The following is a 21596-nucleotide window of genomic DNA, read 5'->3' on the forward strand; positions in this document are numbered from 1 at the left end:
ACCACAGGCTCCAGACCGCGAACCCGATGTGCTCGGCGAACACGGACAGCCACAGGTTGCGCCGCGCCGTGCGCCGTCCCTCGCTCGCCCAGAAGCCCGGGTCCTCCGGCTCCCATCGGGTGATCCACCGTGCTCGCACATCGTCTCCTGTCCGCTGGAAGGAACACCGATGCTAGGAGCGGGCCGTTACCGCCTCCGGGCGGCCCCGTAACGCACACGAAAGGGAGTGCTCACTCGGCCCGCGGGGACGGTGTGAGGACATCTCGCCGCGGGGCCGATGAATTCCGGCGCCGCGGCCGGTCTCTCCTGCGAGGACACCCCGGCGGCCGGCCCGGTACCCCGGCCGGCCGCACCGATCGCTCAGGAGGCAACACCATGATGCAGCCGCAGAAGATCAAGACGTTCCTGTGGTACGACGGGCAGGCCGAGGAGGCGGCGCGGTTCTACGTCTCCCTCTTCGCCGGCTCCCGCGTCGTGGAGGTGACCCACTACAACGACGCCGCCCCCGGCGAGACGGGCTCGGTCATGACGGTCGTCTTCGAGCTGGCCGGGCAGCAGTTCGTGGCGCTCAACGGCGGCCCGCAGTTCTCCTTCACCGAGGCGGTCTCGCTGCAGGTGGACTGCGAGACACAGGACGAGGTGGACGACCTGTGGGCCAAGCTGACCGCCGAGGGAGGGCAGGAGGGACCGTGCGGCTGGCTCAAGGACAAGTACGGCCTCTCCTGGCAGATCGTGCCGCGCCGGCTGCTGGAACTGGTCGGCTCCCCGGACCCGAAGGTGTCCGAACCGGCCACCCGCGCCATGCTCCGGATGCGGAAGCTGGACCTGAACGCGCTGGAGGAGGCCGTGCGGCAGGGATCCGCCTGAGCGGCGGGTGGCCGCTCGCGGTGTGCGCGGCCCGGGCCGGAAACCGGGCCGGACCGCGCCCGCCCGCCGCCGGGGCCGGCGGCGGGCGGCCGTCTCCCGGGCCGTCCTAGGCGCGGTTGCTGGCCGCCACCCACCGCTCCAGCACCGCACGCGCCGCGCCCGAGTCGAGCGACTCGGCGGCGCGGGCCATCCCCGCGGCGATCTGCTCGCTCAGCGGGGCGTCGGTCGGGTCCAGCGCCGCCAGCGCGGCGGCGGAATTGAGCAGCACGGCGTCCCGCACGGGACCACGCTCCCCCTCCAGCAGCCGGCGCGCGACATCGGCGTTGTAGGCCGCGTCCGCGCCCCGCAGCGCCTCCACCGGCACCAGTTCGACGCCCACGTCCCGGGGGTCGAAGGTCTCCTCCCGCACGGTGCCGTCGCGGACGGTCCACACGGTGGAGGTCGCCGTCGTCGTCAGCTCGTCCAGTCCGTCGTCCCCCCGGAAGACCAGTGCCGAGGAGCCGCGGGCCGCCAGCACCCCGGCCACGATCGGCGCCATCCGCGCGTCGGCGACCCCCGTCGCCTGGGCGCCGACCCGGGCGGGGTTGGTGAGCGGGCCGAGGAAGTTGAAGGGGGTGGCGACCCCCAGCTCCTTGCGGGCCACGGCCACGTGCCGCAGCGCGGGGTGGAACCTGACCGCGAAGCAGAACGTGATCCCCGCCTCGTCCGCCATCCCGGCGACCCGGTCGGGCGGCAGCTCCAGGTTGACGCCGAGCTTCTCCAGCACGTCCGAGGCGCCGCTGGCGCTGCTCGAGGCACGGTTGCCGTGCTTGACGACCCTGGCGCCGGTGCCGGCGACGACGATCGCCGACATGGTGGAGATGTTGACGGTCTTCGCCCGGTCGCCGCCGGTGCCGACGATGTCGACGGTGCGGCCGGGCACCTCGATCGTGCGGGCGTGCGCATACATCGCCCGCACCAGGCCCGAGATCTCCTCGACCGTCTCGCCCTTGGCCCGCAGCGCCACGGCGAAGCCCGCGATCTGCACGTCGCTCGCCTCGCCCCGCATGATCCGGTCCATCGCCCAGGCCGTGGCGTCGGCGCTCAGGTCCTCGCCCGCCAGCAGGGCACTCAGCACATCGGGCCAGGTGCGCGCCGCCGCGGTGTCGCCTCCGGCGGGGACAGCAGCGCTCATGGGGACCACTTCCTGGCGATAGAACCGACGCGTGTGTGCGGGTCACCCTACCGATTCCGGGGGCTCGCCCGGTCATCCGTCCGACCTGCGGGCAGGAGCCGCGCAGGCGGTGCCCGGAACGCCGGAAGGGGCCCACGGGCGTACCCGTGGACCCTCCGGTGTGGCGTGTCCGGTTGCGCGAACCGGTCAGTGGTGCCCGTGCCCGCTCTCGACCTCGCGGTACTCCTCGCGGGTGGGCTTGGGGATCTGTCCCGACTCCCCGAAGTAGCCCTTCGAGAGCTTGGCGCGCAGCTTCCGCCCGCGGGAGATCTTCCGCTCGACGCCGTTCTCGTCGGTGCCGGGGCCGACCTCCAGCGGCCGGTACTGGTCGTGCGCGGTGAGCGAGTGCAGCTGCTCCTGGGAGAGCGGCTCGTGGATCTCGACGAACTCGCCGTGCGGCAGCCGCTTGATCGTGCCGGTCTCCCTGCCGTGCAGGACCTTCTCCCGGTCCTTGCGCTGCAGGCCCAGGCAGATCCGCCGGGTGACCCAGAAGACCAGGACCGGCACCACGAAGAACCCGACGCGGACGAACCAGGTGATCGCGTTGATCGACAGGTTGAAGTGCGTCGCCCACAGGTCGTTGCCGCCGCCGACCAGGAGCACGAAGTACCAGGCGATCCACGCCGCCCCGAAGCCGGTCCGGGTCGGCGCGTTGCGCGGCCGGTCGGCGATGTGGTGCTCGCGCTTGTCGCCGGTGACCCACGCCTCGATGAACGGGTAGACCGCGATCGCGACGAGGACCAGCGGGAAGACGATCATCAGTGGGATGGCCACACCGGGTACCAGCGTGTGGCCCCACAGGTTGATCTCCCAGCCGGGCATCACCCGGATCAGGCCCTCGGAGAAGCCCATGTACCAGTCGGGCTGCGCGTTGGTGGAGACCTGGTCCGGCCGGTAGGGGCCCAGCACCCAGATCGGGTTGATCGTGAAGAGCGCCGCGATGGCCGAGATCACGCCGAAGACCAGGAAGAAGAAGCCTCCCGCCTTGGCCATGTAGACCGGCAGCAGCGGCATGCCGACCACGTTGGAGTTCTTCCGGCCGGGACCCGCGAACTGGGTGTGCTTGTGGTAGAAGACCAGGATCAGGTGCGCCACCAGCAGTCCGAGCATGATGCCCGGCAGCAGCAGGATGTGGGCCGAGTAGAACCTGGCCACGAAGTCGTGCCCCGGGAACTCCCCGCCGAAGAGGAACATCGACACGTAGGTGCCGACAATCGGTGTCCCGAGGATCGCACCTTCCATGAACCGCACACCGGTGCCGGAGAGCAGGTCGTCCGGGAGCGAGTAGCCGGTGAAGCCGGTGAACATGCCCAGCACGAAGAGCAGGAACCCGAAGACCCAGTTGACCTCGCGCGGCTTGCGGAACGCCCCGGTGAAGAAGACGCGCATCATGTGCACGAACATCGCCGCCAGGAAGATCAGCGCCGCCCAGTGGTGGATCTGCCGCACCAGCAGACCACCGCGCACGTCGAAGCTGATGTCCATGGTCGAGGCGAACGCCTCGGACATCCGGACGCCCTGCATCGGCGTGTACGCGCCGTGGTACTCCACCTCGTTCATCGACGGGTGGAAGAACAGCGTCAGGTAGACACCGGTCAGGATGATGATGATGAAGCTGTAGAGCGCGACCTCACCCAGCATGAAGGACCAGTGGTCCGGGAAGATCTTGCGCATGTTGGCCTTGGCGAGGCTGTAGATCCCCAGCCGTCCGTCGGCCCAGTCGGCGACCCGCTCACCTGCGGGTGCCTTCTTCTTGCCCTCGGCAGCCGCGCTGCCCGGGGTCTCGGTTGCAGTACTCATCCGCGCTCCCAGAAGGCCGGACCGACGGGCTCCGCGAAGTCGCCCTGCGCTTCGAGGTAGCCGTCCTTGTTGACGCTGATGTCGAGCTGCGGCAGCGGGTGGCCGGCCGGACCGAACAGCACGCGCGCACCGTCGGACAGGTCGAAGGTCGACTGGTGGCACGGGCACAGGACGTGGTGGGTCTGCTGCTCGTAGAGGCTGACCGGGCAGCCCACGTGGGTGCAGATCTTCGAGAAGGCCACGATGCCCTCGTGCGACCAGTCCAGCTCGCGCTTGTCCTTGATGTCGCTCGGCTCCAGCCGAATGATCATCAGCGCGGCCTTGGCGATCTCCTTCTGGAACTCCTCGTCGTCCTCCTCCAGGCCCTCGGGCTTGGCGAAGGTGAGCGAGCCGACGGCGATGTCCTCCGGACGCAGCGGCTCGTTCGTGTTCTCGTTGACGAGCAGCTTGCCCTTCTTCCAGGCCGTGTGCCGCAGCTTGTCCCCGGGCAGCGGGCCCAGGTCGCGGAGCAGGACGACGCCGGAGAGCGGCACCAGGGCCACGGCACCGAACATCGTGTTCCGGATCAGTTTCCGGCGGCCGAGCGCGGACTCCTTGGCGCCCTGCTTGAAGTCGGCGAAGACCTTCTCGCGGACCTCGGGGGGCGCGGCGACGGCGTGCCGCTCGTCGACCATCTCCTCGTCCGACATCAGCGTGCGGGCCCAGTGGACCGCTCCGGCGCCGATGCAGAACAGGGCGACACCGAGGGTGAGGCCGAGGGAGAGGTTCAGCGCGCTGATGTGCCCGAGCGGCCAGACATAGATGATCTTGTCGATCGGGAAGGCCACGAAGGAGGCGATGAAGCCCACCGTGGCGAGCATCGACAGGGTGAAGAGGAAGGCGACGGTGCGCTCGGAGCGCTTGGCCGCCCGCTCGTCGATGTCCTGGATGCGGTGCTCGTGCGGCGGCAGTCCAGGATCCACGAAGGGGTCGCCCGCGGCGACTTCCGCACCGTGGGCCGTTTCCTGCTCAGCGGGCAGGTTCTCGTCTGACACGTTCTCGTCCGGTCCAGTCTCGCTACTCATGACTTCTTGGCCTTTGCGGTCCGAGCGGCGACCCAGACAGCGACGGCGATCAGCACGCCGAGACCGAAGACCCAGGCGAACATGCCCTCGGCGACCGGGCCGAACCCACCGAGCTTGAACCCACCGGGGCTCTCCGACTTGCCGCTGTTGACCTCCTTCACATACGCGACGATGTCCCGCTTGTCCTTCTCGGGAAGGGCGCCGTCGGTGAAGGACGGCATGTTCTGGGGGCCCGTCTGCATGGCCTCGTAGAGGTGCTTGGGGTCGACGTCGCCGAGGTCGGGGGCGTACTTGCCGTGGGTGAGTGCGCCGCCCTCACCGGTGAAGTTGTGGCACTGCGAACAGTTGGTGCGGAAGAGTTCCCCGCCCCTGGCGATGTCGGCGCCGGCCGGGTCGTACATCTCCTTGGTGGGCTGACTCGGGCCCGAACCCAGCGAGGCGACGTACGCGGCGAGCTGGTTGATCTCGTCCTGGTCGTAGATCCTCTTCTTCTTGGGCACCTGGGCGCCGGGCTGCTGGGCCGGCATCCGGCCGGTGCCGACCTGGAAGTCCACCGCCGCGGCCCCGACACCGACCAGGCTGGGACCGTCACTGGTCCCCTGGCCGCCGGTCCCGTGGCAGCTGGAGCACCCGGTGGCGTAGAGCTTCTTGCCCTCCTCGATGGCGAGGGACTGGGTCGACTCCTGCTCGGCCTTGGCCTCGCCCGCGGGAGCGAACGCGGTGTACAGCCCCCCGGTGGCCGCCAGCGCGAAGAGTAGAACGACGAGCGCCGCCAGCGGATGGCGCCGTCGTGCGGAGAGCTTTTTCACGGATTACCCCGGTGTCAGGATCTTCTCGTCGATGCTGTGTCTGTCCGTCTGTTCCGTGGTCCGCCTGCGCGGCACGGTGCGCGCGGCGGGACCGCGCCCCGGCCCGTTACCGGATCAGGTAGATCGTGGCGAAGAGGCCGATCCAGACGACATCGACGAAGTGCCAGTAGTAGGACACGACGATGGCGGCGGTGGCCTGGTGGTGAGTGAACCGCCTGGCCGCATAGGTGCGCCCCAGGACGAACAGGAAGGCGATCAGACCACCTGTCACGTGCATGCCGTGGAACCCGGTGGTCAGGTAGAACACCGATCCGTACGGACTCGAGGAGAGTGAGGTGCCCTCCTTGACCAGCTCCGTGTATTCGAAGACCTGGCCGCCGATAAAGATCGCACCCATGATGAAGGTGACGACGAACCACGCGCGGAGCTTCTTCACGTCACCGCGCTCGGCGGCGAAGACGCCGAGCTGGCAGGTGAGCGAGGAGAGCACGAGGATCGTGGTGTTCGTCGCCGCGAAGGGAAGATTCAGCTCGGAGGCATGCTCCTTCCAGTACTCGGCGCCGGTCACCGACCGAAGGGTGAAGTACATCGCGAAGAGGGCCGCGAAGAACATCAGCTCGGAACTCAGCCAGATGATGGTTCCGACGCTGGTGAGGTTCGGCCGGTTGACCGACGGGTGTGCGTGCCCGGTTTCTACTGCTGTTGCTGTCGCCACGACCGACATTATGTCGGTCGCTTATCCCGGCCTCACTTCGGGGGTGCCGTTCGGTGTGTCCGTACCCGGCGGCCGGGCTGTAACCAGGGACGACGATCCCGGTGGCGGCCCCGGTTCCCGGGCACCGGTGCGCGCCGACCGGTGTTGACGGTGCGTCGGAGGGAGTAGCATCCGAGCGGCGCCACCGCGGAATGTGCCCGAAGCCGCCCGGTGCGTCAGCGGTTCACCCGATACGGACGCGGAGGAACGATGCAGCCGACCGCCACGGTGCTGGTCTACAGCGACAACGCCACCACCCGCGAGCAGGTGCGGCTCGCAGCAGGCCGCAGGCCCGCAACCGATGTGCCCGAGATCCGTTATGTGGAGTGCGCCACCCTGCCGGCCGTGCTCTCCACCCTGGAGGAGCTGCACGTGGACGCCTGCGTGCTGGACGGCGAGACCGCCCCGGCGGGCGGCATGGGCGTGTGCCGGCAGATCAAGGACGAGATCTTCGACTGTCCCCCGGTGCTGCTGCTGATCGGCAGGCCGCAGGACGCCTGGCTGGCGACCTGGAGCCGGGCCGAGGCGGCGGTCTCGCACCCGGTGGACCCACTCGCGCTGGCCGACGCGCTGGCCGGGCTGCTGCGGGACCGCGCCGCCAGGAGCGACCTGGCCCGCGCCTGAGCCCCGGCAGGGCCCCTTCGGCAAGTGACGCGCCCGTGCACCCCTCGTTCGAGGGATGCACGGGCGCGTCGTTCCGTTCCCCTGCGGGGTGGGTCACACCGAAGGACGCAGCCGCGCGGCGTCCGCGGGGCCGCTGCCGACGGGCTTGGTGCTGACGGCACTGCCCGCGCGCCACTTCTTCCAGCCCAGGTTCCAGTCGCCGAAGCCGTTGCCGAAGGGCGCCATCCGGTCGCCGGCCGTGTTGACGTGCTGGACGATGTCGCCCTGCCGGACGTGGTCGAAGAACCACTTCGCGTTCGAGCTGCTCATCCCGGTGCAGCCGTGGCTGGTGTTGGACACGCCCTGGGAGGCGACCGACCAGGGGGCGCCGTGCACGTACTCGCCGCTGTTGGTGAGCCGGGTGGCCCAGTGGACCCCCAGGTCGTAGAAGTCCCCGGCGCCGATGCTGGCGCTGGTCATCCGGACGTAGGGCTCCTTGGTGAGGATCACCTTGATGCCGTTGCGGGTCTCGTAGCCCGACTTCCCGGTGGTCACGGGGATGGTGCGGATGGTCTTCCCGTTCTTCTTGACCTTCATGACCAGGGACGAGGCATCGGTGATCGCTTCTATTCGGTCCCCGGTCCGCATCCGGACGGGGTCGGTCCTCCCGCCGTAGAGACCGTTGCGCACCTTCAGCCCTTCGAGTGAGGAGCGGAGTGTGATGGAGGCGTGCGCGGGCCAGTAGGAGCGGGGCCGGTAGTGCAGCTCCTTGCTGTTCACCCAGTGCCAGGAGCCGTCCACATGGGGGGTGGACTTCACCTTCAGTGCACGCTCCACCAGCTCCCGCTGCGCGGGCTTCTTGATGGCCCGGCCCAGCTTCGCCGTGAGCGGCTGCCCGACGCCGTAGGTGCCGTTGTCCGGGCCCAGCTTGACGCTCAGGTGCTTGGAGGCCGCCTTGGTCCGGAAGTGCACTGTGCGCCGCCCTGGGGCGCCCTCGTCGTTCTCGGTGCTGACCTTGAGGGTGTAGCGGGCATCGGCGGCAAGTGGCCCGGTGCTGCGCCAGTGCTTGCCGTCCTCGGACAGCTCGCCCTGGACCACATGGCCCGAGGCGTCGCTGGCGAAGATGTCGGTGAGGGTGTCGCCGTGCTGGGCGGTGACCTCCAGCGCCTTGTCCGGGTCGACGTCCTTGCTGTCGGCGTCGGCGTTGACGGCGACGGCGTCCGTGGCGTCGTAGGGGGCGGAGGCGAGCGAACTCCCGTCGCTGCCCCCGCTGCAGGCGGCGAGCCCCACGGAGAGGGGCGCCAGCAGCAGGGCGCAGCTGCGGACCACCCGGCGCTTGTGCTTGCGGGAGACGGTGCGGGGGGTGAGGACCCCCTCGGCTATCGCGGTGTTATGGCTGTGGCTCATGTGCCCAAAATATGAAGAATCGTCATTTCGGGCTCGCTGAGTGCGTACAAACGGGTCGGCCCCCCGGAGTGTCGGGGGGCCGGTCCTTGCTCTTCGGTTGTGACGCTGTTCCGCCGGACCGCTCCGCGGCCGGCTCAGCGGCTACTGGGTGCGGCTCTCGCCGTGGTAGTACTCGAACACCCAGCCGAACAGGCCGATCAGCAGCAGCGGTGCCGAGACGTAGACCAGCCACCAGCCGATGGCCACGCCCAGGAAGGCGAAGGCGCCGCCGAGGCCCAGGGCCAGCGGCTGCCAGCTCCACGGGCTGAAGAAGCCCAGCTCGCCGGCGTCGTCGGCGACATCCGCCTCTTTGTTGTCCTGCGCCCCGGTGTCCACCCGGCGCGCGGTGAACGCCAGGTAGTAGCCGATCATGATCGACAGGCCGAAGGCCAGGAAGAGGCCGGTGGTGCCCACCGGCTCCTTCGACCAGAGCCCGTAGGTGATGGCGACTGCCAGCAGGAAGACCGACAGCCACAGGAACATCTTGCCCTGGATCTTCACTTCCCGGCCTCCTTGCTGCCGGCGAGCGCCTTGTCTTCCCTGCCCACGTTCTCCAGCTCGTCGAGCGCGGAGATCTCCGGGTGGTGCAGGTCGAAGGCCGGGGATTCGGAGCGGATACGCGGCAGCGTGAGGAAGTTGTGCCGCGGGGGCGGGCAGCTCGTCGCCCATTCGAGGGAGCGGCCGTAACCCCAGGGGTCGTCGACCTCGACCTTCTCGCCGTACTTGTGCGTCTTCCACACGTTGTAGAAGAACGGCAGCATGGACATGCCGAGCAGGAACGAGCTGATGGTGGAGATGGTGTTCAGCGCGGTGAAGCCGTCGGCCGCGAGGTAGTCCGCGTACCGCCGCGGCATGCCCTCGGCGCCCAGCCAGTGCTGCACCAGGAAGGTGCCGTGGAAGCCGATGAACAGCGTCCAGAAGGTGATCTTCCCGAGCCGCTCGTCCAGCATCTTGCCGGTGAACTTCGGCCACCAGAAGTGGAAGCCGGCGAACATCGCGAAGACCACGGTGCCGAAGACGACGTAGTGGAAGTGCGCCACGACGAAGTACGAGTCCGAGACGTGGAAGTCCATCGGCGGCGAGGCCAGGATGACGCCGGTGAGACCACCGAAGGTGAAGGTGATCAGGAAGCCGATGGTCCACAGCATCGGCGTCTCGAAGGACAGCGAGCCCTTCCACATCGTGCCGATCCAGTTGAAGAACTTCACACCTGTCGGCACCGCGATCAGGAACGTCATGAACGAGAAGAACGGCAACAGCACGCCGCCTGTCACGTACATGTGGTGCGCCCAGACCGTCACCGAGAGGCCGGCGATGGCGATGGTGGCACCGATCAGGCCGATGTAGCCGAACATCGGCTTGCGGCTGAAGACCGGGATGACCTCGGAGACGATGCCGAAGAACGGCAGCGCGATGATGTACACCTCAGGATGGCCGAAGAACCAGAAGAGGTGTTGCCACAACAGCGCTCCGCCGTTGGCGGCGTCGAAGACGTGCGCCCCGAATTTGCGGTCCGCCTCCAGGGCGAACAGCGCGGCGGCCAGCACCGGGAAGGCCAGCAGCACCAGCACACCGGTCAGCAGCACGTTCCAGGTGAAGATCGGCATGCGGAACATCGTCATGCCGGGTGCACGCATGCAGATGATCGTGGTGATGAAGTTGACCGAGCCGAGAATGGTGCCGAAGCCGGAGAGAGCCAGACCCATGATCCACATGTCGGCGCCGACGCTCGGCGAGCGGACCGCGTCCGACAGCGGCGAATAGGCGAACCACCCGAAGTCGGCCGCGCCCTGCGGGGTGAGGAAGCCGCCCACCGCGATCAGCGAGCCGAAGAGATAGAGCCAGTAGGCGAACATGTTCAGCCGCGGGAAGGCCACATCGGGCGAGCCGATCTGCAGCGGCATGATCCAGTTCGCGAAGCCGGCGAACAGCGGGGTGGCGAACATCAGCAGCATGACCGTGCCATGCATGGTGAACGCCTGGTTGAACTGCTCGTTCGACATGATCTGCGTGCCCGGACGGGCGAGCTCGGCGCGCATGAGGAGCGCCATGACGCCGCCGACGCAGAAGAAGACGAACGACGTGATCAGGTACAGGCTGCCGATCTTCTTGTGGTCCGTCGTCGTCATCCAGTCGACAACGATCTGGCCTGGCCGCTTGGGCCGTCCGGAGGCTGTCGCCGGAGCTGTCGCGGCGGCGGCACCCTGGGGTTCGTTGAGGATGCTCACGGGTTATTCGTCTCCGCATTCTTGGCGCCGCCCGTGGTGGCGGTACCCGCCGGGATGTAGCCGGTCTGGCCCTTCTTCGCCAGGTCCTCCAGGTGCTTCTGGTAGCGCTCCGGGGAGACGATCTTCACGTTGAAGAGCATCCGGGAGTGGTCGACGCCGCACAGCTCGGCACACTTGCCCCGGTAGGTGCCTTCCTTGTTCGGGGTCACCTCGAAGCGGTTGACGTGGCCCGGGATGACGTCCTGCTTCATCAGGAACGGGATGGCCCAGAAGGAGTGGATGACGTCCCGGGAGGTCAGGATGAACTGGACCTTCTCGCCCTTGGGCAGCCACAGGGTGGGCCCCGGGTTCTTGGTCTGCGGATTCACATCGGCCGGAGTGCCCGCCGTGTAGACACCCTCGGCGCCCTTCGGGAAGCCCTTGGTCATCCGGTCCGGGATGGCGCTCAGTTCCTTGTCCAGCGCCTTGTCCGTGTCGACGTCCGTCCTGGGGTCGCCGTCCACGTCCTCGATGTAGTTGAAGCCCCAGCTCCACTGGTAACCAACGACGTTGATCACGTGGGTGGGCTTCTTCGAGGTCGCCAGAAGCTTGGTCTCGTCCCGGGCCGTGAAGTAGAACAGCACCGCGATGATGATGATCGGGACCACGGTGTACAAGGCCTCGATGGGCATGTTGTACCGGGTCTGCGGCGGGATCTCGACCTTGGACCTGGAGCGCCGGTGGAAGATGACGCTCCACAGGATCAGGCCCCACACCAGCACGCCCACGGCGAGCGCGGCCGCCCAGGAGCCCTGCCACAGGGAGAGGATCCGCGGCGCCTCGTCCGTTACCGGGGTGGGCATGCCGAGACGGGGGAAGTCCTTGGATGTGCAACCGGTCGCGGTTGCCAGGACCAGGCCCGCTGCCGACGCCTGCTGCAGCTTCCGCCGCATCGGGCGCCGCGACGTGGGGGTGCCTCCCACGGCGCCCGAAGGGCGCTCGTGGGGGAGGTCGGAGCCGTTGGGACTCACGTAGCGCCTTCCCGAGAGTCTCGCCCGCGTCGGTCGGGCGGCCCTCTTACGTGGTCGGGCGCCGGCCCAGGCGCGGGCAGGGGTTTGGATGTTTATGCGGACCAAACCCTAGCCGACGCCATTTGGGGTCGCGCGGGGAGGGGGTGTAACGCGCCGCGTGCCACCCCGATGGGCCGGGACGCATCCGCGCCGCCCCCGAACTGAGGCTGTACAGGCCCCTTCCCGGCCGGGAACGGCACCGGGTACGCCGGGGACGGGTGCGGCGGTAGCGTACAAGTGTGTCCTATTTCGATGCCGCGTCCTCGCTCCCCCTCCACCCGGTCGCGCGGCAGGCGCTGCTGGCGGCGGTGGACGAGGGGTGGGCCGACCCGGTACGCCCGCACCGCGAGGGCCGACGCGCCCGGATGCTGCTGGACGCGGCCCGCGAGACGGCAGCCGAGGCGCTGGACTGCCGTCCGGACGAACTGCGCTTCACCTCTTCGGGTACCCAGGCCCTGCACACCGGGATCGGCGGGGCACTCACGGCGCGGCGGCGCGCCGGGCGGCGACTGGTCGTCTCCGCGGTCGAACACTCTGCCGTACTGCACGCGGGCGAGGCCCACGAGCGGGCGGGCGGCCTGGTGCACCGGGTGGAGGTCGACCGCACCGGACGGATCGACGCACAGGAGTGGGCACAGGCGCTCGGCGACGACTGCGCGCTGGCCTGTCTGCAGTCGGCCAACCACGAGGCCGGCACCGTGCAACCGGTGGCCCGGGTGGCCGAGATCTGCGCCGCGGCGGGCGTGCCGCTGCTGGTGGACGCGGCCCAGTCACTCCCCTGGGGGCCGGTGGAGGGCCCCTGGTCGCTGCTGACCGGCAGCGCCCACAAGTGGGGAGGGCCGCCCGGGGTGGGGCTGCTCGCCGTGCGCAAGGGCGTGCGGTTCGCGCCGCCCGGGCCGGTGGACGAACGGGAGTCCGGAGCCGCCCCCGGCTTCGGGAACATCCCCGCCGTGGTCGCGGCGGCCGCGTCACTGCGCGCCGTACGGGCCGAGGCCGAGGCCGAGGGCGCCCGGCTGCGGACCCTGGTGGACCGGATCCGGGCCCGGGTGCCCGGACTGGTCCCGGACACCGAGGTCGTCGGCGATCCGGTGCGCCGGCTGCCGCACCTGGTGACCTTCTCCTGTCTGTACGTGGACGGCGAGGCGCTGCTGCACGCGCTGGACGCCGCCGGCTTCTCGGTCTCCAGCGGCTCCTCCTGCACCTCCGGCACCCTGACGCCGAGCCATGTGCTGCGGGCCATGGGCGTGCTCTCGGAGGGCAATGTGCGCGTCTCGCTCCCGCCGGGGACGCCGGAGAGCGAGGTGGACCGGTTCCTCCAGGTACTGCCGGGGGCCGTCGCGGAGGTACGGGCCCGGCTGGGGGCAGCGGCCGCACCCGCGGCGGCCGGGGACGCCGCGGAGCCGGCCGGGGCCACCGGCGCGGACGGCGAGGCGGCCGCGGACGGCGACACGGCGGGGGCGGCGCCCCCCGAACGAGCCGGGGAGATCATCGTCGACGCGCGCGGGACGCTGTGCCCGCTGCCGGTGATCGAGCTGGCCAAGGCCGTGGGACGGGTTCCGGCGGGTGGCCTGGTGCGGGTACTGGCCGACGACGAGGCCGCCCGGCTCGACATCCCGGCCTGGTGCGAGATGACCGGACACACCTTCGAGGGGGCCGAGGGCACGGAGTACCGGGTGCGGAGAGCGGGCGGCACCGGGTGAGCGCACCGGTGGCGGAGTGCGCCCCCGTCACAGAAACGCCCCCGAGGGGATGTACGGCGCGGGGGGCCGCAGGCCGCGGAAGCAGACGAACCCCTCGGAGCGGAGCTCCAGGCCGGCGCGGAGACCCACGTCGACCGCCCACTGCTGCTCGGCGGTGACGTCCTGCACCTCCACCGCGGTCCCTTCCGGTACTCCGTGCAGTGCCGCGGTGAGCACCCGGGTGGCGATCCGCCGGGAGGTGGCGCCCAGCAGGGCGACTCTGCTCCCGTCGGCGGTGAGATAGCAGTAGCCGCTGCCGGCCAGGTCGTCGGCGACGACCAGCCGGTGGTGCCGCATCAGGAATTCGTGGTCGGGACCGTGCGCCCCGCCGCGCAGCCGCCGGTCGACGGAGTCGAGCAGATCGCGGTCGCGGGGGCCGCCCTCGACCGCGGCGCCCTCGGCGCTGCCCAGTCCCGCCCGGTCGACGGTGCCCCGCATCCGGATGGTGGGGTGCAGCGCGAATCCGGCCTGCCGGTAGACGCGCGCGGCGGCCGGGTGGCGCGAGCAGCAGATGATGCCGCGCAGGCAGCCGCGGCCGTATTCCAGGGTGCGCCGCAGCAGGGCCCGGCCGACGCCGCCGCCCTGCGCCCCGGGGAGCACGACCAGCAGGGCGAGGCCCCAGGTGCCCTCGCGGATGTGGGACTGGGCGGCGCCGACGGGCCGGCCGTCGGCGTCCTCGGCGATCCAGCAGCCCGCGGGGTCGTGCCGGACGATGTGCTGGATCTGCGCGCGCTTGAGCGCCGCGCGGTCCGCGGGGCGCGGATTCGGGGTGTCGCCCGTGAGCTCGCGCGAGGCCCCGAACGCCGCCTCGGCCAGCGTCCGTACCGTCTCCGCGTCGTCTTCGGTGTCCCTGACAGGTCGCAGCAGCATCGGAGCACGCTACGGCAGCCCGCCGCGGCCGGGCGAGCGCCGCTGCGGTGCCGGCCGGGGCCGGCAGCGCAGCGGCGGGGACCCGCACACGGGGGCCGGGGCGGTGCCACGGCCCGGCCGCTACGGCAGGGCGAGCATCCGCTCCAGGGCGAGCTTGGCGAACTTCTCCGTCTCCGCGTCGACCTCGATCCGGTTGACGACGGTGCCGTCCGCCAGCGACTCCAGGGCCCACACCAGGTGCGGCAGGTCGATGCGGTTCATGGTGGAGCAGAAGCAGACGGTGCGGTCCAGGAAGACGATCTCCTTGTCCTCGGCGGCGAAACGATTCGCCAGCCGCCGGACGAGGTTCAGCTCGGTGCCGATGGCCCACTTGGATCCGGCGGGAGCCGCCTCCAGGGCCTTGATGATGTACTCGGTGGAGCCGACCTGATCGGCCGCGCCGACGACCTCGTGCTTGCACTCCGGGTGCACCAGGACGTTGACGCCGGGGATGCGCTCGCGCACCTCGCGCACCGAGTCCAGCGAGAAGCGGCCGTGCACGGAGCAGTGGCCGCGCCACAGGATCATCCGGGCGTCCCGGAGCTGCTGCGGGGTCAGCCCGCCGTTCGGCTTGTGCGGGTTGTAGACCACGCAGTCGTCCAGCGTCATGCCCATGTCGCGGACCGCGGTGTTGCGACCGAGGTGCTGGTCGGGCAGGAACAGCACCTTCTCGCCCTGGCCGAAGGCCCACTCCAGCGCCCGCTTGGCGTTGGAGGAGGTGCAGATGGTGCCGCCGTGCCGCCCGGTGAACGCCTTGATGTCCGCCGAGGAGTTCATGTACGAGACCGGGACGGTCGTCCCGGCGATCCCGGCCTCGGTCAGCACGTCCCAGCACTCGGCGACCTGCTCGGCCGTGGCCATGTCCGCCATGGAGCAGCCGGCCGCCAGATCGGGCAGGACCACCCGCTGCTGCGCCGAGGTGAGGATGTCGGCCGACTCGGCCATGAAGTGCACGCCGCAGAAGACGATGTACTCGGCCTCGGGCCGGGCCGCCGCTTCCCGCGCCAGCTTGAAGGAGTCACCGGTCACATCGGCGAACTCGATGACCTCGTCGCGCTGGTAGTGGTGGCCGAGCACGAAGACACGGTCGCCGAGCTTCTCCTTCGCGGCGCGCGCCCGGGCCACCAGGTCCGGGTCGGAGGGAGCGGGAAGGTCGCCGGGGCACTCGACCCCGCGCTCGCTCCTGGGGTCGGCCTCACGGCCGAGCAGCAGCAGCGCGAGCGGGGTCGGCTGCACGTCCAGCGGCTGGGCGGCACTCAACAGGACCAGCCCTTTCTGTAGCTCAGTAGCGTCGGAGGCGCCACACGGAGCCGTACCGGTCAGGCGCGGGACACGCTTCCCCGCGCGGCCTCCCGGTGCGGCCTCCCAACGGATTCTCGTCTAAGTGACGCTATCTATCATAGCCGCTTCACGTCAGTTTGACGATGCCCATCGCGTCGATGTGACGCATTCCCACGTGCTCGGGCGGTGTGCGAGCATGAAGTGACCACTCCTGGAATGAATCCGGGATGCCGCCGGTTAGCCCGACGGTAAGAGTGCAGTCCGTACAACCCGGGAGAGAAGCAGATGTCCGTTTCGGACGAGACCGCTGTAAGCGAGGGCATCATCCTGTCCGACGCCGCCGCCGCGAAGGTCAAGAGCCTGCTGGAGCAGGAGGGCCGCGACGATCTGGCGTTGCGCGTCGCCGTCCAGCCGGGTGGCTGCTCCGGCCTGCGGTACCAGCTCTTCTTCGACGAGCGCTCGCTCGACGGCGACGTGGTCAAGGACTTCGGTGGCGTCAAGGTCGTCACCGACCGGATGAGCGCCCCCTACCTCGGCGGTGCCTCCATCGACTTCGTCGACACCATCGAGAAGCAGGGCTTCACGATCGACAACCCGAACGCCACCGGCTCCTGCGCCTGCGGCGACTCGTTCAACTGAGCCACCGGCCCGGGGCGGCCGCCGACGGCGGACACCGGGCGGCGCCGGCCGGTCACGGCCATGGCGAGGGCGGCGGACTCCCCCCGACCAGGAGTCCGCCGCCCTCGCCGGTTCCGGACGGGCAGCGCCGCGCTCACTTCCTCGGCAGCTTCTCGCCGTTCCGCGCGTCCAGCACCTTGCGGTCGCCCAGCTTCTCGTCGAGCTCCACCTCGACCGTCTGCCGTTTGGCGATCTCGACGCAGACCTTCTTACCGTCCTTGCCGTCCTTGCCGTCCTTGCCGGCGCCGTTCCCGTCGCCCTCGCCGGACTTCTTCTCATCGGCCTCGACGGAGACCCGCACCGCGGACCCCGACTCCTTCGCCTCGGCCCGGTAGGTGTCGCACACCCCGCCCCAGAAGCTCAGCTCCAGCGTGCGGCCGTGCACCTCGTACGACTCGACCGCCTGCGAGGACTTCTTCCCCGGTCCCGTGCTGCCGTCCGGCACCGGAGGGTGGCCCGCGGTCCTCGACGGCTCGAGGTACTCGGGCGACACCGCCGGATGGGTGACCTCCAGGTCTCCCCCGCCCGACCGCTTGACCTGGTAGATCCACGCCGGCACCAGCAGCGGCTCGCCGTGCGAGCGCTCCAGCGCGAGCCCGAACGACGCGCCGCCGATCCTGGTCGGCTCGTTCCCCTGGGCCCCCTCGCGGTGGCCGCCGCGCGCCTGCTCGGCCTTGTTCAGCCGGTCGAGCGTGGCGGTGGCGCTGTCCACCGGGTAGGCCTCGCCCTTGCGGGTCTTGTTCCAGTTCCCCTGCGCCCGGGTGACCGCCCCCTTGTCGTCCACCACGAAGGTGCTGTCCCAGCCGTGCGTGGGCAGACCTGCCACCTCGGGCGAGGCGGTCACGGTACGGGTGCCGCCGACCGGCGACCCGGCGTCCAGCGAGGCGTCCTGGAGCCCGAGCGCGCGCAGTGCGGGGCGCACGGCCTTCTTCGCCTCGGCGGCGGAGAGCGGCTCGCCGCCGGGCGCGGGGTCGGGATCGGCGTCCAGCGGCACCGTTCCGCCGTTCTGATACGTCCACGCGCCGCCGCCGGCTCCCCGCTCGACGGTCAGCCGGGGGTCCTTCCCCTTGCTGTCGCCGCCCGCCTGCCAGCGGCCCGCCCCGGCCTCGACGCCGCCCTCGATCCCGAAGGCCGTCGCGAGCCGGGCCGCCTCGGCGCGGCTCACCCGGTGTCCGGGCTTGCGGACGGCGGCGGACTCGGGACCGTCCGGCAGCTCGCCCTCGGCCCGGTAGCCGCGCGGTCCCATCGGCTCGCCCGGCGCGATGCCCTCGCCGCTGTCCTGGTCGGACACGGCCGTGCCGTCCAGCGCCAGCTTCGGAGGGCCGCCGTCCCCGCCTGCTGCGGCACTCCCGGAGTCCGAGCCGCCGGAAGCGGAGGACGCCCAGTACGCGCCGCCCCCGCCCGCCAGCAGCACCGCGGTCGCCACGGCCGCGACGGAGAGCCGCCGCCGCCTGCTCCGGGGGGCCGGCCGGTCCTCGGTCTCGGGGGACTGGTCTGTACGCACCGAAAACTCCTTTGGCTCCGCGTCCATGGGTCCTCCCTCGTCGCGAGGTCCTCCCGCACACCCCTCCCCGCGGGCGAGGAGAGGCGCGCTCCCTCATGCGAGGGGGGACGTGGGTGGGACGGGGCGCGGGAGCCGGCGGTTCCAGGAGGGCGCTCGGCGAGCGGCCCGGCCGCCTCAGTCGCCGTACTCGGACATCCCCTCCAGGAGGCGTGCGGAGCGTACCGGAACCCGCACGCCGTGCAGCACGGGCAGCGGCGCGCGGTGCCGCTCCCGCGCACCCGCGGGCGGAACCGTCCAGTGCGGGGCCATCCGCGCGCAGTCGCCGAGGAGTTGCTCCATCGACTCGTGCTCGGCGTATCCGGGCGGGAAAAGCGCTGTTTTCGGCATGAGGATCACGCTACGGATCCGATGACCTGCCCGGAAGACCCTACTATGAGGTAGTTGTGTCCTGTTCGGCTCGGCGGGCCCAGCGGGTAGCGTGGCGCTGGCCTTCCCCTCGTGCGCTGGGCGTACGGGGGTACCCGATGTCTCTCAGGAGCAGAATTCGTCGTGCGTATCGCAGTCTGCGGCTCCATCGCAAACGACCACCTGATGACCTTCCCGGGGCGCTTCTCCGACCAACTGGTCGCCGACCAGTTGCACACGGTCTCGCTCTCCTTCCTCGTCGACGGCCTCAACATCCGCCGAGGCGGTGTCGGCGCCAACATCGCCTTCGGCATGGGCCAACTCGGTGTCCAGCCGATCCTCGTCGGTGCGGCGGGAGAGGACTTCGAGGAATACCGCGCCTGGCTCGAACGACACGGTGTGGACACCGAGTCCGTGCACATCTCCGAGGTCGCGCACACCGCACGATTCGTCTGCACCACCGACGCGGACAACAACCAGATCGGCTCGTTCTACACCGGCGCCATGACCGAGGCCCGGAACATCGAGCTCAAGCACGTCGCCGACCGGGCGGGCCAACTCGACCTCGTCCTCATCGGGGCGGACGACCCCGAGGGCATGATGCGGCACACCGAGGAGTGCCGTGCCCGCGGCATCCCCTTCGCCGCCGACTACTCGCAGCAGATCGCGCGGATGGACGGCGACGGCATCCGGGCACTGACCGACGGCGCCACCTACCTCTTCTCCAACGAGTACGAGAAGGAGCTGATCGAGACCAAGACGGGCTGGAGCGACGAGGAGGTCCTCCAGCGCGTGGGCACCCGCGTGACCACCCTCGGCAAGAACGGCGCCCGCATCGACCGCGCGGGCGAGGAGCCGATCCTGGTCGGCTGCGCCGAGGAGAAGCAGAAGGCCGACCCCACGGGCGTCGGCGACGCCTTCCGCGCCGGATTCCTCTCCGCGCTGGTCTGGGGCGTCGGCCTGGAGCGCGCCGCACAGGTGGGCTGCATGCTCGCCACCCTCGTCATCGAGACGGTCGGCACCCAGGAGTACGAGCTCAAGCGCGTCCACTTCATGGAGCGCTTCACCAAGGCGTACGGACACGACGCCGCCACCGAGGTCCAGGGCCACCTGGTCTGACCCCGGAGCGCCGCGGCCCCGCCCCCTACCGCCCCGCCGCGGGTGGTACGGGGCGGCGGCGCCGCGCGCCGGGACGGCCGGTCACTCCGGGACGGCCGGCCGCACCAGTCCGCTCTCGTACGCGGCCACCACCAACTGCGCCCGGTCCCGGGCGCCGAGCTTGGCCATGGCCCGGTTGACATGGGTCTTGACGGTGAGCGGGCTGACGTCGAGCCGGGTGCCGATCTCGTCGTTGGACAGCCCCCCTGCCACCTGCGCCAGCACCTCACGCTCGCGGGCGGTCAGCGCATCGAGCCGGGCCGCGCGCCCCCCGGCCGCCGGATCGTCCCCCTCCGCGGCGCCGCCCTGCGCCAGGAACCTGGCTATCAGCCCCTTGGTCGCCACCGGCGAGAGCAGCGCGTCCCCCTTGGCCGCCGTCCGCACCGCGGAGAGCAGCTCCCCCGGCTCGGCGCCCTTGCCCAGGAACCCCGACGCCCCCGCGCGCAGCGCCGCGACCACGTACTCGTCCACCTCGAACGTGGTCAGGATGACGACCCTGACCTCGGCCAGCGCCGGGTCGGCACTGATGGCGCGGGTGGCGGCCAGCCCGTCGGTGCCAGGCATCCGGATGTCCATCAGCACCACGTCCGCGCCCCGCTCGCGCACCAGCGCCACCGCCTCGGTGCCGTCGGCCGCCTCGCCCACCACTTCCATGTCGGGCTCGGAGTCCACCAGTACCCGGAAGGCGCTGCGCAGCAATGCCTGGTCGTCGGCGAGTACGACACGGATCATGCGGGAGTCTCCTTCCGGGGCGCCGTCGTCTCCAGCGGCAACCGTACGTGGACCCGGAATCCGCCGCCGGGCAGCGGCCCGGTCTCGCAGACCCCGTGCAGTGCGGCGGCCCGCTCCCGCATGCCGACGAGGCCGTGCCCGCCGGTGCCGCCCGCGGCCCGCCCCGGCTCGTCCCCGTCCTCGGGATCCGCCGCTTCGTCGGGGACGGTGTGCGTGGCGCCCGCCCCGTCGTCGACGACGACGATCTCCAGCGCCTCCGCGTCCCGCTGTATCCGCACCTCGGCGTGGGCGCCGCTGCCCGCGTGCTTGTGCACGTTGGTCAGGGCCTCCTGGACGACCCGGTAGGCGGTCAGGTCGACCGCCGAGGAGAGCGGCGGCCCCCCGGCGGGCGGCGGCGCCTCCACGGCGACGGACATCCCGGCGTTGCGGAAGCCGTCCACGAGGTCGTCCAGCACCTCCAGCCCGGGCGCGGGCTCGGTGGGCGCGGTGCTCTCCCCGGACTGGCGCAGCAGCCCCACGGTGGTCTGGAGTTCGGCCAGGGCGTGCCGGCTGGCGTCCCGCACATGGGACAGCGCCTGCTTGGCCTGGTCCGGACGCCGGTCCATGACGTGCGAGGCCACCCCGGCCTGGACGTTGACCAGGGCGATGTGGTGGGCGACCACGTCGTGCAGCTCGCGGGCGATGCGCATCCGCTCCTCGGCGACCCGCCGCCTGGCCTCCTCCTCACGGGTACGCTCGGCGCGCTCGGCCCGCTCCTGGATGGCGTCGACGAAGGCACGCCGGTTGCGCACGGCCTCGCCGACGGCGGCGGCCAGCGCGGTCCAGGCGAAGATGCCGAGATTCTCCTGCGCGTACCACGGCCGGGCTCCGAAGAGCATGCTCGCGCCGGTGAGCACACCGACGCTGACCGCTCCGACCTGCCAGCTGGTACGGCGGTCGGTGGTGTTGCTGACGGTGTAGAGCGCGATGACGGCGGCCGAGACGAGCGGCGCCTCGGGCGCCGAACCGCCGGTGGGCCCCTCGCCCGCGGCGAGCGCGAGGACCGATATCGCCCCGGTCAGCGCCAACACCGGCATCGGAGCCCGGCGGCGCAGCGCCAGCACCCCGCAGGAGAGCGCCGCCAGCAGCACCGTCTGCCCGCTGATCTCGCGCTCCGCGAACCGCGGCTGGCCGTCGGGGCCGTGCGGCTCGGTCGAGGCGCCGAGAAGGATGCAGCAGAAGGTCCCGACAGCGATGAGGGCGTCGACCGCGTGGGGATGCGCGCGGAGTCGCTCGCGGATGTCGCGGAGGGTTACAGCAGGCACCGTATGCCCGGCTCTCCTGGTGTGTGTGCCGTCGTGGTCTGCGTGCGGGTCGT

The 21596-nt window shown here is 70.8% G+C and carries 20 protein-coding genes; 5 read left to right on the plus strand and 15 right to left on the minus strand.

All coding sequences use genetic code 11. The features are described 5' to 3' along the window. The first annotated feature begins 375 nt into the window (after nt 1-375). The gene (locus A949_RS0117960; protein ID WP_019357408.1) at nt 376-867 is read left to right on the plus strand and encodes a VOC family protein; all 492 of its coding nucleotides are present in this window, start codon (nt 376-378) and stop codon (nt 865-867) included. 106 nt (nt 868-973) lie between these two features. Here A949_RS0117960 and trpD read toward each other — a convergent pair whose 3' ends face one another. The 5 genes from trpD to ctaE form a co-directional block, all read right to left on the minus strand. Then, nucleotides 974-2041 (minus strand): anthranilate phosphoribosyltransferase, encoded by a 1068-nt coding sequence (trpD, locus tag A949_RS0117965; RefSeq protein ID WP_019357409.1) that lies wholly within the window; start codon nt 2039-2041, stop codon nt 974-976. A gap of 186 nt (nt 2042-2227) precedes the next feature. Further along, nucleotides 2228-3880: a cytochrome bc1 complex cytochrome b subunit gene (gene qcrB / locus A949_RS0117970; protein WP_019357410.1), complete on the minus strand. Its 1653-nt coding sequence runs from the start codon at nt 3878-3880 to the stop codon at nt 2228-2230. After that, nucleotides 3877-4944, minus strand: coding sequence for a cytochrome bc1 complex Rieske iron-sulfur subunit (qcrA, locus tag A949_RS0117975; RefSeq protein ID WP_026004776.1), 1068 nt, complete (start codon nt 4942-4944; stop codon nt 3877-3879). The genes qcrB and qcrA overlap by 4 nt, the downstream gene beginning before the upstream one ends. After that, complete coding sequence (gene qcrC / locus A949_RS0117980; RefSeq protein ID WP_019357412.1) at nt 4941-5753, minus strand: cytochrome bc1 complex diheme cytochrome c subunit; 813 nt, start codon at nt 5751-5753, stop codon at nt 4941-4943. Before qcrC ends, qcrA begins: the two co-directional genes overlap by 4 nt. A gap of 106 nt (nt 5754-5859) precedes the next feature. Beyond that, nucleotides 5860-6477, minus strand: a complete 618-nt coding sequence (gene ctaE / locus A949_RS0117985; protein WP_026004777.1) for an aa3-type cytochrome oxidase subunit III — start codon at nt 6475-6477, stop codon at nt 5860-5862. Between the two features lie 240 nt (nt 6478-6717). Between ctaE and A949_RS0117990 the strand changes: the two genes are divergently transcribed. After that, nucleotides 6718-7131: a hypothetical protein gene (locus A949_RS0117990; protein ID WP_019357414.1), complete on the plus strand. Its 414-nt coding sequence runs from the start codon at nt 6718-6720 to the stop codon at nt 7129-7131. A gap of 93 nt (nt 7132-7224) precedes the next feature. Here A949_RS0117990 and A949_RS0117995 read toward each other — a convergent pair whose 3' ends face one another. The 4 genes from A949_RS0117995 to ctaC form a co-directional block, all read right to left on the minus strand. Continuing rightward, nucleotides 7225-8517, minus strand: coding sequence for a L,D-transpeptidase (locus A949_RS0117995; protein ID WP_019357415.1), 1293 nt, complete (start codon nt 8515-8517; stop codon nt 7225-7227). Between the two features lie 141 nt (nt 8518-8658). Continuing rightward, the gene (locus A949_RS0118000; protein WP_019357416.1) at nt 8659-9057 is read right to left on the minus strand and encodes a cytochrome c oxidase subunit 4; all 399 of its coding nucleotides are present in this window, start codon (nt 9055-9057) and stop codon (nt 8659-8661) included. Continuing rightward, nucleotides 9054-10784: an aa3-type cytochrome oxidase subunit I gene (ctaD, locus tag A949_RS0118005; protein WP_019357417.1), complete on the minus strand. Its 1731-nt coding sequence runs from the start codon at nt 10782-10784 to the stop codon at nt 9054-9056. Before ctaD ends, A949_RS0118000 begins: the two co-directional genes overlap by 4 nt. Next, complete coding sequence (gene ctaC / locus A949_RS0118010; protein ID WP_430523549.1) at nt 10781-11794, minus strand: aa3-type cytochrome oxidase subunit II; 1014 nt, start codon at nt 11792-11794, stop codon at nt 10781-10783. The genes ctaD and ctaC overlap by 4 nt, the downstream gene beginning before the upstream one ends. 278 nt (nt 11795-12072) lie before the next feature. Here ctaC and A949_RS0118015 point away from each other — a divergent pair, with 278 nt between their 5' ends. Further along, nucleotides 12073-13533, plus strand: a complete 1461-nt coding sequence (locus tag A949_RS0118015) for a cysteine desulfurase/sulfurtransferase TusA family protein (RefSeq protein WP_019357419.1) — start codon at nt 12073-12075, stop codon at nt 13531-13533. A gap of 27 nt (nt 13534-13560) precedes the next feature. On the opposite strand, the gene A949_RS0118020 is transcribed toward A949_RS0118015, so the two are convergent. Further along, nucleotides 13561-14442 carry a GNAT family N-acetyltransferase gene (locus A949_RS0118020; protein ID WP_019357420.1) on the minus strand — a complete coding sequence of 294 codons (882 nt, stop codon included), beginning with the start codon at nt 14440-14442 and terminating at the stop codon, nt 13561-13563. 120 nt (nt 14443-14562) lie between these two features. Continuing rightward, nucleotides 14563-15741 carry a quinolinate synthase NadA gene (gene nadA / locus A949_RS0118025; RefSeq protein ID WP_019357421.1) on the minus strand — a complete coding sequence of 393 codons (1179 nt, stop codon included), beginning with the start codon at nt 15739-15741 and terminating at the stop codon, nt 14563-14565. Between the two features lie 306 nt (nt 15742-16047). Here nadA and A949_RS0118030 point away from each other — a divergent pair, with 306 nt between their 5' ends. Then, nucleotides 16048-16401, plus strand: a complete 354-nt coding sequence (locus A949_RS0118030) for a HesB/IscA family protein (protein WP_019357422.1) — start codon at nt 16048-16050, stop codon at nt 16399-16401. A gap of 133 nt (nt 16402-16534) precedes the next feature. Here the strand turns inward: A949_RS0118030 and A949_RS0118035 are convergent, their stop codons facing one another. Then, entirely contained in the window at nt 16535-17944 is a 1410-nt protein-coding gene (locus A949_RS0118035; protein ID WP_019357423.1) for a hypothetical protein, read from the minus strand. Nucleotides 17945-18118: 174 nt separating this feature from the next. Next, nucleotides 18119-18331 carry a hypothetical protein gene (locus A949_RS0118040; RefSeq protein ID WP_026004780.1) on the minus strand — a complete coding sequence of 71 codons (213 nt, stop codon included), beginning with the start codon at nt 18329-18331 and terminating at the stop codon, nt 18119-18121. 162 nt (nt 18332-18493) lie between these two features. Here A949_RS0118040 and A949_RS0118045 point away from each other — a divergent pair, with 162 nt between their 5' ends. Then, nucleotides 18494-19468, plus strand: a complete 975-nt coding sequence (locus A949_RS0118045; protein ID WP_019357425.1) for a carbohydrate kinase family protein — start codon at nt 18494-18496, stop codon at nt 19466-19468. A gap of 81 nt (nt 19469-19549) precedes the next feature. On the opposite strand, the gene A949_RS0118050 is transcribed toward A949_RS0118045, so the two are convergent. Beyond that, a complete protein-coding gene (locus tag A949_RS0118050; RefSeq protein WP_019357426.1) occupies nt 19550-20239 on the minus strand; it encodes a response regulator in 690 nt (229 codons plus the stop codon). After that, nucleotides 20236-21543 carry a sensor histidine kinase gene (locus tag A949_RS0118055; RefSeq protein ID WP_019357427.1) on the minus strand — a complete coding sequence of 436 codons (1308 nt, stop codon included), beginning with the start codon at nt 21541-21543 and terminating at the stop codon, nt 20236-20238. Before A949_RS0118055 ends, A949_RS0118050 begins: the two co-directional genes overlap by 4 nt. Nucleotides 21544-21596 lie beyond the last annotated feature (53 nt).

Source organism: Streptomyces sp. AA1529 (assembly GCF_000280905.1).
Classification (GTDB): Bacteria; Actinomycetota; Actinomycetes; order Streptomycetales; family Streptomycetaceae; genus Streptomyces.

Bases quoted from the DNA above. Each gene is read 5' to 3' on its own strand.
- ctaE (WP_026004777.1), bottom strand. From the start codon at position 6,477: ATGTCGGTCGTGGCGACAGCAACAGCAGTAGAAACCGGGCACGCACAC.
- A949_RS0117995 (WP_019357415.1), bottom strand. From the start codon at position 8,517: ATGAGCCACAGCCATAACACCGCGATAGCCGAGGGGGTCCTCACCCCC.
- qcrB (WP_019357410.1), bottom strand. From the start codon at position 3,880: ATGAGTACTGCAACCGAGACCCCGGGCAGCGCGGCTGCCGAGGGCAAG.
- A949_RS0118050 (WP_019357426.1), bottom strand. From the start codon at position 20,239: ATGATCCGTGTCGTACTCGCCGACGACCAGGCATTGCTGCGCAGCGCC.
- A949_RS0117990 (WP_019357414.1), top strand. From the start codon at position 6,718: ATGCAGCCGACCGCCACGGTGCTGGTCTACAGCGACAACGCCACCACC.
- A949_RS0117960 (WP_019357408.1), top strand. From the start codon at position 376: ATGATGCAGCCGCAGAAGATCAAGACGTTCCTGTGGTACGACGGGCAG.
- trpD (WP_019357409.1), bottom strand. From the start codon at position 2,041: ATGAGCGCTGCTGTCCCCGCCGGAGGCGACACCGCGGCGGCGCGCACC.
- A949_RS0118030 (WP_019357422.1), top strand. From the start codon at position 16,048: ATGTCCGTTTCGGACGAGACCGCTGTAAGCGAGGGCATCATCCTGTCC.
- A949_RS0118040 (WP_026004780.1), bottom strand. From the start codon at position 18,331: ATGCCGAAAACAGCGCTTTTCCCGCCCGGATACGCCGAGCACGAGTCG.
- A949_RS0118020 (WP_019357420.1), bottom strand. From the start codon at position 14,442: ATGCTGCTGCGACCTGTCAGGGACACCGAAGACGACGCGGAGACGGTA.
- qcrA (WP_026004776.1), bottom strand. From the start codon at position 4,944: ATGAGTAGCGAGACTGGACCGGACGAGAACGTGTCAGACGAGAACCTG.